Source organism: Planktotalea sp. (assembly GCF_049680325.1).
Lineage (GTDB): Bacteria > Pseudomonadota > Alphaproteobacteria > Rhodobacterales > Rhodobacteraceae > Planktotalea.
Map to the genome: position 1 here is coordinate 1 of NZ_JBAUHO010000377.1, position 12,977 is coordinate 12,977.

At 57.2% G+C, this 12,977-nt stretch carries 11 protein-coding genes; 7 read left to right on the forward strand and 4 right to left on the reverse strand.

The window, feature by feature from the left end; all coding sequences use genetic code 11:
* From WBC85_RS16795 to WBC85_RS16810, 4 genes are all read left to right on the forward strand, one after another.
* Positions 1-1,216: aminotransferase class III-fold pyridoxal phosphate-dependent enzyme (locus tag WBC85_RS16795; protein ID WP_424440024.1), on the forward strand; the 1,216-nt coding region annotated here is incomplete at its 5' end.
* A 186-nt stretch (positions 1,217-1,402) separates the two neighbouring features.
* Complete coding sequence (locus WBC85_RS16800; RefSeq protein WP_424440027.1) at positions 1,403-2,623, forward strand: biotin/lipoyl-binding protein; 1,221 nt, start codon at positions 1,403-1,405, stop codon at positions 2,621-2,623.
* Positions 2,620-3,795 carry an ABC transporter permease DevC gene (devC, locus tag WBC85_RS16805; RefSeq protein ID WP_424440030.1) on the forward strand — a complete coding sequence of 392 codons (1,176 nt, stop codon included), beginning with the start codon at positions 2,620-2,622 and terminating at the stop codon, positions 3,793-3,795. Before WBC85_RS16800 ends, devC begins: the two co-directional genes overlap by 4 nt.
* Positions 3,795-4,490, forward strand: coding sequence for an ATP-binding cassette domain-containing protein (locus WBC85_RS16810; RefSeq protein ID WP_424440033.1), 696 nt, complete (start codon positions 3,795-3,797; stop codon positions 4,488-4,490). The genes devC and WBC85_RS16810 overlap by 1 nt, the downstream gene beginning before the upstream one ends.
* On the opposite strand, the gene WBC85_RS16815 is transcribed toward WBC85_RS16810, so the two are convergent.
* The 4 genes from WBC85_RS16815 to WBC85_RS16830 are packed head-to-tail and all read right to left on the reverse strand — an operon-like array spanning position 4,487 to position 8,388.
* Entirely contained in the window at positions 4,487-5,416 is a 930-nt protein-coding gene (locus WBC85_RS16815; RefSeq protein ID WP_424440036.1) for a metal ABC transporter permease, read from the reverse strand. The two genes, WBC85_RS16810 and WBC85_RS16815, sit on opposite strands and share 4 nt — an antisense overlap.
* A complete protein-coding gene (locus WBC85_RS16820; protein WP_424440039.1) occupies positions 5,413-6,618 on the reverse strand; it encodes a metal ABC transporter permease in 1,206 nt (401 codons plus the stop codon). Before WBC85_RS16820 ends, WBC85_RS16815 begins: the two co-directional genes overlap by 4 nt.
* Positions 6,619-6,621: 3 nt before the next feature.
* Positions 6,622-7,419 carry a metal ABC transporter ATP-binding protein gene (locus WBC85_RS16825; protein WP_424440054.1) on the reverse strand — a complete coding sequence of 266 codons (798 nt, stop codon included), beginning with the start codon at positions 7,417-7,419 and terminating at the stop codon, positions 6,622-6,624.
* A 9-nt stretch (positions 7,420-7,428) separates the two neighbouring features.
* Positions 7,429-8,388, reverse strand: coding sequence for a metal ABC transporter solute-binding protein, Zn/Mn family (locus WBC85_RS16830; protein ID WP_424440042.1), 960 nt, complete (start codon positions 8,386-8,388; stop codon positions 7,429-7,431).
* 195 nt (positions 8,389-8,583) lie between these two features.
* Between WBC85_RS16830 and deoC the strand changes: the two genes are divergently transcribed.
* From deoC to WBC85_RS16845, 3 genes are all read left to right on the forward strand, one after another.
* Positions 8,584-9,573 (forward strand): deoxyribose-phosphate aldolase, encoded by a 990-nt coding sequence (gene deoC / locus WBC85_RS16835; RefSeq protein WP_424440045.1) that lies wholly within the window; start codon positions 8,584-8,586, stop codon positions 9,571-9,573.
* Between the two features lie 10 nt (positions 9,574-9,583).
* Complete coding sequence (locus WBC85_RS16840; RefSeq protein ID WP_424440048.1) at positions 9,584-11,911, forward strand: aldehyde dehydrogenase family protein; 2,328 nt, start codon at positions 9,584-9,586, stop codon at positions 11,909-11,911.
* A 222-nt stretch (positions 11,912-12,133) separates the two neighbouring features.
* The coding region (locus WBC85_RS16845) for an acetyl-CoA C-acyltransferase (protein WP_424440051.1) at positions 12,134-12,977 on the forward strand (844 nt) is incomplete at its 3' end.

The following is a 12,977-nucleotide window of genomic DNA, read 5'->3' on the forward strand; positions in this document are numbered from 1 at the left end:
GCACAAAACAGTCGATGCGGTTGGTGGCCTTTGGTGTGTAAACCTTGGCTATTCCAATGATGTGGTGAAAGAAGCGATCGCGAAGCAGCTTTATGATCTGCCCTATTATTCTGCATTCGCGGGCACATCGAACCCACCCGCGATTGAGGCCTCCTATGCCGTTCGCGAGTTTTTTGAACCCGACGGGATGGTGCGGGCCTTCTTTACCTCGGGCGGCTCGGACTCGGTTGAAAGCTGTCTTCGCCTCGCTCGCCAATATCACCGCCTTCGCGGCGAACCGACACGCACCAAGTTCATATCGCTCAAGAAAGGCTATCACGGTACGCATTTCGGCGGCGCGTCGGTCAATGGCAACAACCGTTTCCGCATCGCGTATGAGCCATTGCTCGCAGGGTGTTATCACCTGCCCAGCCCTTATCCTTACCGCAATCCGTTCAACGAAACCGATCCTGCGCAACTGGCGCAAAATATCGCCGCCGCATTCGAGGACGAGGTGCAGTTCCAAGGTGCGAACACCATCGCGGCCTTTATCATGGAACCCATTCAGGGCGCGGGCGGCGTCATCGTGCCTGACGCCAGCTTCATGGGCCTCATGCGCGAGATTTGCGATCGCCACGGCATCCTTATGATCTCAGACGAAGTGATTACCGGCTTTGGTCGAACGGGCAGCTGGTCTGGTGCACGTCATTGGGGCGTTCAACCCGATATGATGAGCACGGCAAAAGGCATCACCTCTGGCTATTTCCCTGTTGGCGCTGCGCTGTTCAACGAAAAGGTCGCAGATGTCTTCGAAAAGTCGGACAGCGCCGAAGGTGGTATTTATCACGGGTACACCTACTCTGCGCATCCTGTCGGGGCTGCGGCGGTCACTGCCTGCCTAGCCGAAACTGTGCGTCTCGATCTGAAGACCAACGCAGCGGCGCGCGGCAAGCAGCTCTTTGAGGGGTGTCAGGCTTTGGCGGCCAAGCACGATATCATCGGCGATGTACGTGGCGGGCAAGGCTTGATGACCGGTCTGGAACTTGTGTCGGACAAAGCCGCAAAAACACCTATGGACCCCGGCACAGTCAAGCGTATCCAACACGCCACTTACGAGGCCGGCGCGATGGTACGTATGGGGCCGCCCAACATCTTGATGTCACCACCACTGACGATCTCGGAGGCGGAAGTGAACACCATTTTGGGCGCGCTGGACAAAGGCCTTAGCGCGGCCTGACCTAAACATCGTCCTCCCTTTGCATCGCATTGGTGTGAAGGGAGGCGGGTTTGAAGCAATGGGTTTCCAAAGCATGCGCATTGCATGGAATTGCGACAAAAAACCTCTGTTTAAGAACTGGGCTTACTCCCGAGAACGCCGCGCGATAGACTAGACATGAACGCGCTTGTCCCGAAAAGGCTCCGCATGTCGAAAACTACGCCTGACAACTCCAGTGAATTACCCCTGCAAGATAACGGTGTTTCTACGGCCGTGAACAAGAGCGCACGCGCCTCTCGCTGGGTGCATTTTCTGGTTATTCCTTTGATTATGTTCTCGCTCTTTACGGGCGCAGTCATTGGTATGTATTTCCAACCACCTGGCCTGCGGGTGTTCTTCAAGGCAACAGGTCTTGAACCGGGCGCGGGCACCGACACGCCTATCGCCGTCGCTCTTCAAAAAGTCACCTCACAAGAAGAAGTCGCCGTCATCAGTGAGGGCGATGTCGTCGCCTTGGGCCGTATCATCCCGTATGGCGATGTAATCAGCGTTGCAACGCCATCAGGCGCGGGAGATGCGCGTGTGGCTTCGCTTCTGGTGGCAATAGGCGACCTTGTGAATGCAGGCGATGTTCTTGCGCACCTCGACAACCTGCCCCAGTTGCAAAGCGCCATTCGCACAGCCGAGGCAAATGTTGCAGTGCGCGAAGCAGGGCTTGCCCAAATACGCGCTGGCATAGAGGCCAGCCGCGCCGAAGCGCAAGCGGCGTTAAGCAAGGCAAAGGCAGCAGCAACCGAAGCGGATGCAGAGCTTTCCCGCGCAACGTCATTGTTCGAGCGCGGGGTTGTGACCCGCGCGGATATGGACAAGGCAATCGCCTCTGCGAACACGGCAGCAAGAGACGTGGAGCGCAACGCCGCGACCTTGTCGCGCTATGCAATTGGCTCGGACACTGTGCAGGCGGATATCGCAGTTGCCGAGGCCAATCTGCTAGCAGCGCAGGCCGAGCTTGAGCGCGCAAAGCAAGACATCGAGCGCAGCTATGTGCGGGCTCCAAAGACCAGCACTGTGCTGGAAATTCACAGCCGCGCGGGAGAGCGTCCGACAAATGGCAGCATCATCGACCTTGGTGATACATCGCAAATGACAATCGAGGCAGAGGTCTATCAATCTATGATCTCCCGCGTCGCGATCGGTGATCCAGCCATCGCAACCGGTGATGCATTGCTCAAGCCCTTGAACGGCGTCGTGACTGCCATTGGTTTGGAGATCAATCGCCAATCAATTACTTCTGACGATCCTGCGGCCAATACAGATGCCCGCGTCATAGATGTGATTATTAAACTTGATGCAGAGTCGAGCGCGCGCGCCAGCAATTTCACCAATCTTGAGGCCATCGTGCGGATCGACGCAGGCCGCACGCCATGAGCCGCTTACTAACCTGGCTTTTCGGGCGTTTGCCCATCGGCTGGTTGCAACTTTCACACAATCGGGGTCGCCTCGCTGCGGCGCTTGCAGGGGTCGCTTTCGCCAATTTGCTGGTGTTTATGCAGCTCGGAATAATGGGGGCTTTGAACAACTCGACAATAGCGCCCTACGCGCTTTTGCGCGCTGACATCCTGCTGTCCTCTACGGATGGAAATACCTTGACAGACAGTGGTAACATTGCCCGCACACGGATGTTTCAGGCACTCGGGGTCGCGGGCGTTAAAAGCGCCGCGCCCGTCTATATCGGTACGCTGCCTCTTAGCCTTGAGGATGGGTCATCGGCCGCTTTGCTGACCTTCGGAATGGATACAGCACAGCCCGAATATGCCGCGCCCTGGATCGCGGAGTATCTTGAAAGGCTCAAGATCGAAAACACCGCGTTGCTTGACAAAGGATCACGTGGCGTACCGGCTGAAGTGTTCGAGCGCATCGAAAACGGTGACCCGTTTGTGTTTGAAGTGAACGGAAGTACGATGACTGCCATTGGCACTGTCGACGTGGGCGGCGGATTTCTGGCTGATGGTACGCTGGTTGTTTCCGATCAGACCTTCCTGCGCTTCAATCCGAAGCGCGATAGCGGTGCACCAAGTCATATCCTGGTGCAGGTCGACGAGGGTGCCCACGTCGATACTGTGAAAAGCCGCCTTGAAGCATCCTTGCCGCGCGACAGCACCAAGGTTCAAACCATGCAGGGTGCTGCCGCTGCTGATTTGTCTTTCATGTCATCCGAGCGACCCACCGGCATCATTTTCGGCTTTGGTGTTCTCATGGGTGTGATCGTCGGATTGGTCATCGTTTATCAGGTGCTATCGACCGATGTTGCAGATCACCTGAAAGAATATGCGACGTTCAAGGCCATGGGCTACGATCATCCGTTCTTCCTCGGGATCGTATTTGAGGAGGCCTTGGTCCTTGCGGTCTTCGGGTTCATTCCGGGGTTTGTCGCGTCTGTCGGGCTTTATACAGCGCTGGTATCGGTGACTGGACTACCCGTTGAAATGGACGCCAGCCGCGCTATCCTGGTGTTCCTCGGCACGCTCGCGGCCTGTTCTGTTTCAGGGGCCATTGCAACACGGCGCCTTGCAGCAGCAGATCCGGCGGATCTGTTCTGATGTCTTCCCAACACGCAATTTCGGTTCAGGGCCTGAACCATTTTTTCGGCTCCGGCGAAGCGCGAAAGCAGGCGATTTGGGATGTGAATCTCAACATCGCGAAAGGCAGTTTGACGATTTTGATGGGCTCGTCAGGTTCTGGAAAAACAACGCTTTTGACCTTGATCGGATGCCTGCGCGACGTGCAAGACGGCAGTGTCACGCTGCTGGACCATGAACTGAATGGCGCTGAAGAAACCATGCTGGTCACCTTGCGCCGCAGGCTCGGCTTTATTTTTCAGGCGCATAACCTCCATGAGAGTTTAAGCGCAACGCAGAACGTGATGATGGGCTTGCAAGTTCACGGCAGCGGCAACGCAGCCAAACAGCGAGCGGCCAGTCATCATATGCTTGGGTTGGTCGGCCTGTCTGACCGGCTCAACTACTTGCCCGCAAACCTGTCTGGCGGTCAAAAACAGCGCGTTGCAGTGGCCCGCGCGCTGGTGTCCAATCCCGATGTGATTTTCGCGGACGAACCGACTGCCGCACTCGATAGGGTTTCTGGCGTCTCGATTGTCAAAATGCTGAAACGCTTGGGGCAAGAACGCGGAACCACCACCGTCATGGTCACCCATGACAATCGCATTCTTGAAATGGCGGATCGGATTATCACCCTTGAAGACGGGCGGGTCGTGAAAGACACCAACCCGCTTTAGCCCTGCGCTGGTGCGCCCCCACGCGCGCGATGCGGTCCCAGAATTGCCGCCAGCGCAAGGATAAAGCCCGACACAGCAGCGATCATTCCTGCCGCGCTAACTGCATTATCCGCGCCAATCCAAAGCGGACCGTAGCCAGCAAGAACATATCCCAGAACTGCGGACAGGGCCGCGAACAGCACACTCCACGCGATCTGAGCGCCCAGAGAGTTGGTCATCAAACGCGCCGCAGCAGGTGGGCAAATGAACATCGCGATCACGATGATTGAGCCGACCGCATCAAACGCGGCAACCGCTGCGAGCGCCGCAACAATGACTAACGCAAAACCCAAAGGCCCGGTGCGAATGCCCATACTTTGCGCGAAACCTTCGTCAAAAGTAGATAGCTTGAGCGGGCGCCAAAACACCGATGTGAACAGCGCAACATCGATCAAAACAACGAACAAGCGGGGCAATTCAACGGGCAAATAGGACAACGCCTCTTTGTCGACCAGAGATGCCCAGCCAGTGGCATCAAGCCAGATCAGGCTCTCCAGATTGCCAAACAGCGCGTGCTCGACGTCAAGATGCACTGTGCTTGTGTCAGATTGTTCCAGCAGCAAAACCCCCGCCGCAAACATCGCGGTAAAGGTCACGCCCATTGCGGCGCCCGGCTCGATCCGGCCAAGGCGACGTATGGCTTCGATCATGACGACCGCCACGACGGCAGCTCCCGCCGCGCCAATCATCATCGGTACAGCGGCAACGACGCCAGTGATGAGAAAAGCAACGACAATCCCTGGCAGAACCACATGGCTAATCGCGTCACCGATCAGCGCTTGGCGGCGCAGCAACAAAAAATTTCCGGGCAACGCGCATGCAATCGCCGCTAGCGTGCCGATTAGCATCGGCGTCAAGGAAAGTGCTACGAACTCTTCACCCATCACATCGCCACCCCATAAGGTGCGCCAATCAGGCGATCCAGTTCGGTGATTTGATCGTCGGTCAACACGCTCTCGATCTCGGTCAAACCGTCATAGAAGGTCGCCGCCAAAGCGAACTCTTCGCGCGAACGTGCCATTTGCCAGCGCGTTTCATCGCGCAGCGCCTTGGCAGCGCGCGCCTTGCCGTCTTGCGTCGCAACGCCATCCGCGCGCGCCAGTCCTGCTTGGCGCAGCAACCGCAGGGTAAGCTTTTCGTAAATCGGTTGGCCCTGCGCAAGTGCCAGCAATCCCTGCCGTACATGCACGCGTTTTTGAAAGGAGAAGTGCTTTAACACCGCCGCCATTACCCCGCGCGCAGGGGCGAAAAGCAATGACAGTGCGAACATTGCGAACAACACCAGCACGATAACAGGGCCGGTCGGTAGGGCGGGCGCGATCGCTGACAAAGCGGCGCCTACATATCCGGCCACACCGCCAACGATGCCTGCGACCAGTAAGACACCCGTGACACGTTCGCTCCAGAATCGCGCGGTTACAGGGGGGATAATCAGCAGCGCAACAATCAGGATCAGGCCAACGATCTTTAACCCAACCACGGTGATCGCCATCACAAGCCCCATCATCACCAAGTCAAGACGCGACACATTCAACCCGCTAGAGGCTGCGAACTCGGGATCAAACGCCACTGCGCTAAGTGGGCGGCGAAATACAATGACCGCCGCCAGAACCGCCGCGCCGCCAATGGCGATAATGACCGCATCCGAGTAAAGCATTCCAGCGGTCGAGCCGAGCAAAAAGCCCTCCAGCCCTGCTTGGCGTCCTTCGGTCATGGTTTGGATATAGGTAAGCAACACAATGCCGACGCCGAAAAACACAGAGAGCACAGCGCCAATTGCAGCGTCTTCGGCAAGACGCGTGCGGCGGGTCAATGCGCCGATGCACAAAAGGCCAAGCCATGCGGACGCAGCGGAACCAAGCATCAAGCCGATCAGGCTTCGACCATCCCCGCCCAGCGCAACCATGATGATAAACGCAATGCCGACGCCCGGCAGCGTCGCATGGCTAATTGCGTCACTGACCAAGGCGCGTTTGCGAAGAAACAGGAATGTGCCGGTGACCCCGGCAGCAATGCCCAGCAACATCGCACCAAGCGTTACGAGTGTGGCGTTATAGCCAAGCTGTAGTGTCAGGGCCTGCCAAAGCATGATTTACGCGCCAAGCGCCGTTTTGCCGAGTTGACCTGTCGCTAGGCGCCCGCCATATGCCTCTTGCAGGGTTTGGGGCGTGAACGCTTCGTCTACCAATCCTTCGGCGACGCGCGTGGTATTGATAAGGAACACGCGATCAAAGTAGTCCTCGACTGTGCTCAGATCGTGGTGAACGGCTACGACGGTTTTGCCGTCGGCGCGCAGCGCTTGCAACACGTCGATGATAGCCTTTTCAGTCGCTGCATCAACACCCGCAAAGGGTTCGTCCAAGAGGTAAAGATCCGCATCCTGCGCAAGGGCGCGCGCAAGGAAAACGCGTTGTTGTTGGCCGCCAGAGAGCTGACCAATCTGACGCGTCGCAAAATCCTGCATGCCAACACGTGCAAGGCATTCCATCGCCTTGGCCTTATGGGTTCCGCGCAGGCGGCCAAGCAGACCAAGTTCACGATACAGGCCCATCAAAACCACGTCCAGAACGCGTGTCGGAAAGTCCCAGTCAACGCTTGCACGTTGCGGCACGTAGGCAATCCGCGCACGCGCCTGTTCAACAGGCTTGCCAAAAACTTGCGCCGTACCGGCCAAGGGTTTTATCACGCCCAGCGCGGCCTTGAGCAGCGTCGATTTACCTGCGCCATTCGGACCGATGATCGCGGTCATAGAGCCGACAGGAACAGTCATATCAACCGAGAACACTGCAGGCTTTTGCCCGTAGCTTACGGTCATGCCACGAATGGCCAGCGCGGCGTTCGTTTGCGTCTCGATCATACGAGTTCCGTCTGATGCCGCCAGTTCAATCATGTTCATTTCCTAGCTTCCTACCGACAGATTGCCGCTCATCCCGCGTGCGGGCACTGTGCCGCCAAGCGCCGCTGCAATCGTCGTAATATTGTGATCGATCATACCAATATAAGTGGCTTCATAGGTTCCATCAGCGCCCATCGCGTCCGAGAACAGCTCGCCGCCGATAGAAACCTCGTGACCCTGCGCCGTCGCGCCCTCGATCAAGGCTCGAATGTTACGATCGGAGACCGAGCTTTCAACAAAAGCCGCGCCAATCTTGCGTGTAACAAGCGTATCAACGAGCGAAGAAATGCGGTTCAGCCCTGCTTCGCTCTCGGTCGAAATTCCTTGAATGCCAATAACCTCATAGCCAAAAGCGCGCCCGAAATACCCGAACGCATCATGCGCCGTCAATAAAACGCGCGCGTCTTCTGGAACTGTGCCAAGCACCGTTTCACCGTAGCTTTGCAACTTGGTTAAATCAGCTTCGAACACTGCCAGATTGGTGGCAAAATCATCTGCTGCATCCGGACGCGTTTCGCTCAGTACCTCTGCAATGCGGCGCGCAACATGGGTCCAAAGCGCGGGCACCATCCAGACGTGAGGATCAAAGCGGCCGTCATAAGCGGCATGCGAAATCAGCAGATCACGCGGCATGTCATCAGCAACCGCAACTGACGCGCGGCGACGGGCGAGCTTTACAAGGAACTCTTCCATCTGTGCTTCAAGATAAAGCCCATGCCAAAGAACAAGATCAGCGCGGGTCATCGCAGTGATATCGCTACGCGTTTGACGGTAAGCATGCGGATCAACGCCTGGCCCCATCAAGGCCCGCACTGCGACATGACTGCCACCAATGCGGCGCGCTGTGTCTGCAATCATACCCGTCGTCGCAACAATGTTTAGCACATCCGACGCCAAAGCAAGATGCGGCGCAAAGGGAGCAGCAGCTGTCAGTGTCAAGAAATGGCGGCGGTTAAGACTCATAGACTCTCCGTGATTACCTTTTGAATATGAGAGTCATTCGCAAAAAGTCAATGCAATTGCGACTTATTCGCAAAAAACGTCGCTTTCTCTGACCTTTTGGTCAAATATTGAGCGTTGACGCCAAGCCCTTGCTTGCCAATTCGACGCTTGCGTGGAACAGAATAGTCAGCAAAGCCCATCGGCTGGAGAGTCCTTATGTCCGTCCAAACCGCCCAAACAACGTCGCACTTGCCACAAACCATAGAACCGCGAAACCCGGGAATGGCGCTTGATCTAAGCTGGGTGCGCTCGGTTCAGGCCAACACATCCGCAATTGAGCGACGCGCCAAGACGCTGCCCGGTCGACGAAGCGTAAAGAAAGAATATCAAGCCGCCTGGCTCCTGCGCGCACTCCAATGTATCGATCTCACCACTCTCTCTGGCGATGACACTGCGGAACGTGTGCGCCGCCTTTGTGCCAAAGCGCGCCAACCTCTTCGTCCTGATATTGCCACAGCACTTAGCGTAAGTGGCCTGCACACAGGCGCGATCTGCGTTTACCATGACATGGTCGAAACGGCCGTTGATGCGCTGGCTGGATCGGGCATTCCTGTCGCTGCTGTGTCGACTGGTTTTCCTGCGGGCCTGTCCCCTTTCCATCTGCGCGTGGCAGAGATCGAGGAAAGCGTCAAAGCCGGCGCAGCCGAGATCGACATTGTCATTTCCCGCCGTCATGTTCTGGCAGGCGACTGGCAAGCGCTTTACGATGAAATGCGCGCCTTTCGTGCGGCCTGCGGCGATGCCCATGTCAAAGCAATTCTCGCCACGGGCGAACTTGGCACGTTGCGCAACGTCGCACGCGCGTCACTGGTCTGCATGATGGCGGGGGCTGATTTCATCAAGACCTCGACGGGCAAGGAATCAGTTAACGCAACCCTGCCCGTTTCCTTGGTCATGATCCGCGCGATCCGTGATTACTTTGAACGAACAGGAATTCGCGTCGGATATAAACCCGCTGGCGGTATTTCCAAAGCCAAGGATGCCCTCGTCTATCTCGCCCTTATGAAGGAAGAGTTAGGCGATCGCTGGCTCCAGCCCGATCTGTTCCGCTTTGGCGCGTCCTCCCTTTTGAACGATATCGAACGCCAGCTAGAACACCACGTCACAGGCGCATATTCCGCCAGCTACCGCCACGCGCTGGCGTAAGGAGACCCACATGAGCATTTCCGAGCGTTTGGACAAAATGGATTATGGCCCCGCCCCTGAAGATGCGAGCGATGCGCTGGCTTGGCTGGTCGATCAAGGGGATCGTTTCGGTCACTTCATTGATGGCGCATTCACTGCACCAACAGATGGTTTCCAGAGCCGCAACCCCGCCAATGGCAACGTGCTGGCGAACCTGTCGCAAGCGACGCAAAGCGATGTGGACAGCGCCGTTAGTGCCGCACGTAAGGCGCAAGGCAAATGGGCGAAACTTGGCGGTGCAGGCCGTGCGCGCTACCTCTACGCAATCGCGCGATTGGTGCAAAAACACGCCCGTCTGTTCGCCGTTCTGGAGACGCTCGACAACGGTAAACCGATCCGCGAAAGCCGCGATATCGACATCCCCCTCGTGCACCGGCATTTCTACTACCACGCGGGCATGGCGCAGCTAATGGACGACGAACTGCCAGACCGCGAGCCGCTTGGCGTTTGCGGTCAGATCATTCCATGGAACTTCCCGTTGCTGATGCTCTCATGGAAGATCGCCCCCGCGCTGGCCATGGGCAATACGGTGGTTTTGAAACCCGCTGAATACACTTCACTCACAGCGCTTTTGTTCGCCGACATTTGCCGTCAAGCGGGCCTTCCCAAAGGCGTCGTGAACATCGTCACAGGCGACGGTGCAGTCGGCGAGATGATCGTTAATTCAGACGTGGACAAGATCGCCTTCACAGGATCCACCGAAGTTGGCCGCAAGATCCGCGAAGCGACCGCTGGCTCAGGCAAAGCGCTCACATTAGAACTCGGCGGCAAATCCCCCTACATTGTCTTCGATGACGCCGATCTGGATAGCGCCATTGAAGGCCTCGTTGATGCGATCTGGTTCAATCAGGGCCAGGTCTGCTGCGCCGGTTCGCGGCTCTTGGTACAGGAAAGCGTGTCCGAGCGGTTCTACACCAAACTGCGCGCCCGCATGGACGGTCTGCGCATCGGTGATCCCTTGGATAAGTGCATCGACGTCGGCGCAATTGTAGACCCTGTTCAACTGGAACAGATTACACGCATGGTTAGTGCCAACACAGAAGGTCACATGCATCAGGCCAAGTGCGCTATTCCCGAGGGCGGCTGTTTCTATCCTCCGACGCTAATCACTGGCTTAAGCCCATCCGCGACCCTTATGCAGGAGGAAATCTTCGGCCCGGTCCTATGTGCCACCACCTTCCGAACCCCTGCCGAAGCGGTGCAACTGGCCAACAACACGCGCTACGGCCTGGCCGCGACAGTCTGGACAGAAAACGTCAATCTTGCCCTCGATATCGCGCCTCAACTTGTTGCGGGCGTGGTCTGGGTGAATGCCACCAACCTCTTCGACGCCGCTGCCCCCTTCGGCGGCGTGCGCGAAAGCGGCTTTGGTCGCGAAGGCGGTTGGGAAGGCCTATCGGCCTACACCAAACCCAAGGCAAAACGCAAAGCGCTGGCGCAGATCGAACCGTTCACGGGGAATGACGCTGGCAGCGACCCGATTGATCGCACCGCCAAGCTTTACATCGGGGGCAAACAAGCGCGCCCCGATGGCGGTTATTCTCAAGGTGTCTATACCAAACAGGGGGCAAAGCTGGGCGACGTGTCCCTTGCCAATCGCAAGGACATCCGCAACGCTGTTGAGGCCGCGCAGGCAGCCAAAAGCTGGTCCAAGACAACAGGCCACCTACGTGCGCAGATCCTTTACTATTTGGCCGAAAACCTCTCTGCCCGCACCGATGAATTTGCAAAGCGCATTGACGCTATGACAGGCAAACGCACGGGCAAATCCGAGGTCGAACAAAGCCTTAACACGCTGTTCACCTACGCCGCGTGGGCCGACAAATGGGACGGCTATGCGCGCGGTGTACCGATCAAAGGCATTGCGTTGGCAATGAACGAACCCGTCGGCGTCATTGGTGCACTTTGTCGCGACGAAACACCACTTCTCGGCCTCGTCCAAACTATGGGTGCAAGCATGGCAATGGGAAACCGCTGCGTACTGGTGGCAAGCGAACCCTACCCTCTGGCGGCAACGGATTTCATTCAGGTGCTGGAAACATCCGATGTGCCAGCAGGTGTTGTGAACATCCTTACAGGGAACCACACGGACCTCGCACCACACCTTGCAGCGCACAATGATATGGACGCGATCTGGAGCTTTTCCTCCTCGCCTGTCTCCAAGGTGATCGAGGCTAAATCAACCGGCAATCTCAAGCGTACTTGGGTCAACAATGCGCAAAGCAACACGCCCGCGCCGCGTGACTTCCTGAGCGCAGCAAGTGAAACAAAAACCATATGGGTCCCTTACGGGGAATAAAGCGCGTTATAGCCAATCGGCACGCCGCCGAAGATTTTCAGTGTTTCCTCTCTCTGGAAATATCCCGGGGTTTGGGGCAGCGCCCCAATCGGCCTGCCCACTTGGGCGGGCTAAACCTGCGCGCCGCATCAGCGGCGCTCAATTGTATCACACACCGTTCGTGCTGACAGAACTGCCCGCCACGATCATACTCGGCACAATTCATTTCACAGGAGATCCCTCATGTCTGACGATATTGTCATCCTCGACGGCGCGCGCACGGCCATTGGTACATTTGGCGGCGCATTAGCCAACACACCCCCGATCGAGCTTGCAACAACTGCGGCAAAGGCCGCAATTGAACGCTCCGGCGTTGACGCGGCGCAGATCGGCAATGTCGTCTTCGGCCATGTCATCAATACCGAGCCACGCGATATGTATCTTTCGCGGGTTGCAGCCATACAGGCCGGTATTCCCGACACAACGCCGGCCATGAACGTAAACCGCCTTTGCGGCTCTGGCGCACAAGCGATTGTCTCTGCGGTTCAATCCCTGATGCTCGGCGACGCTGAATTCGCCCTCGCAGGCGGCGCAGAGAACATGTCGCGTTCGCCCTTCATCAATCCCGATCAGCGTTGGGGTGCAAAGATGGGCGATATTCGCACCCTCGACATGATGCTCGGCGCGTTGAATTGCCCGTTCGGCACAGGGCACATGGGTGTCACCGCTGAAAACGTTGCGGCGGAACATGACATTTCCCGCGAAGCGCAAGACGCCTTTGCAATGGAAAGCCAGATTCGCGCTGCAAACGCAATCGCCAAGGGTTACTTCGAAAGCCAGATCACCCCGGTCCAGGTCAAAGTGCGCCGCGACATGGTTGATTTCACCGTTGATGAACACCCCAAAGCCACTTCTAACGAAGCCCTCGCAGGGTTGCGCACTGTTTTCCAGAAGGACGGGACTGTCACAGCGGGCAACGCTTCTGGCATCAATGATGGTGCGGCGGCGATTGTTATGGCTACCGCTTCGAGCGCAAAAAAGGCCGGCCTAAAGCCACGCGCGCGCATTTTGGGATATGCCCATGCTG

Excerpts from the sequence above, each read along its gene's own strand:
- WBC85_RS16800 (WP_424440027.1), top strand. The coding sequence starts at position 1,403 with ATGTCGAAAACTACGCCTGACAACTCCAGTGAATTACCCCTGCAAGAT.
- devC (WP_424440030.1), top strand. The coding sequence starts at position 2,620 with ATGAGCCGCTTACTAACCTGGCTTTTCGGGCGTTTGCCCATCGGCTGG.
- WBC85_RS16810 (WP_424440033.1), top strand. The coding sequence starts at position 3,795 with ATGTCTTCCCAACACGCAATTTCGGTTCAGGGCCTGAACCATTTTTTC.
- WBC85_RS16820 (WP_424440039.1), bottom strand. The coding sequence starts at position 6,618 with ATGCTTTGGCAGGCCCTGACACTACAGCTTGGCTATAACGCCACACTC.
- WBC85_RS16825 (WP_424440054.1), bottom strand. The coding sequence starts at position 7,419 with ATGATTGAACTGGCGGCATCAGACGGAACTCGTATGATCGAGACGCAA.
- WBC85_RS16830 (WP_424440042.1), bottom strand. The coding sequence starts at position 8,388 with ATGAGTCTTAACCGCCGCCATTTCTTGACACTGACAGCTGCTGCTCCC.
- deoC (WP_424440045.1), top strand. The coding sequence starts at position 8,584 with ATGTCCGTCCAAACCGCCCAAACAACGTCGCACTTGCCACAAACCATA.
- WBC85_RS16840 (WP_424440048.1), top strand. The coding sequence starts at position 9,584 with ATGAGCATTTCCGAGCGTTTGGACAAAATGGATTATGGCCCCGCCCCT.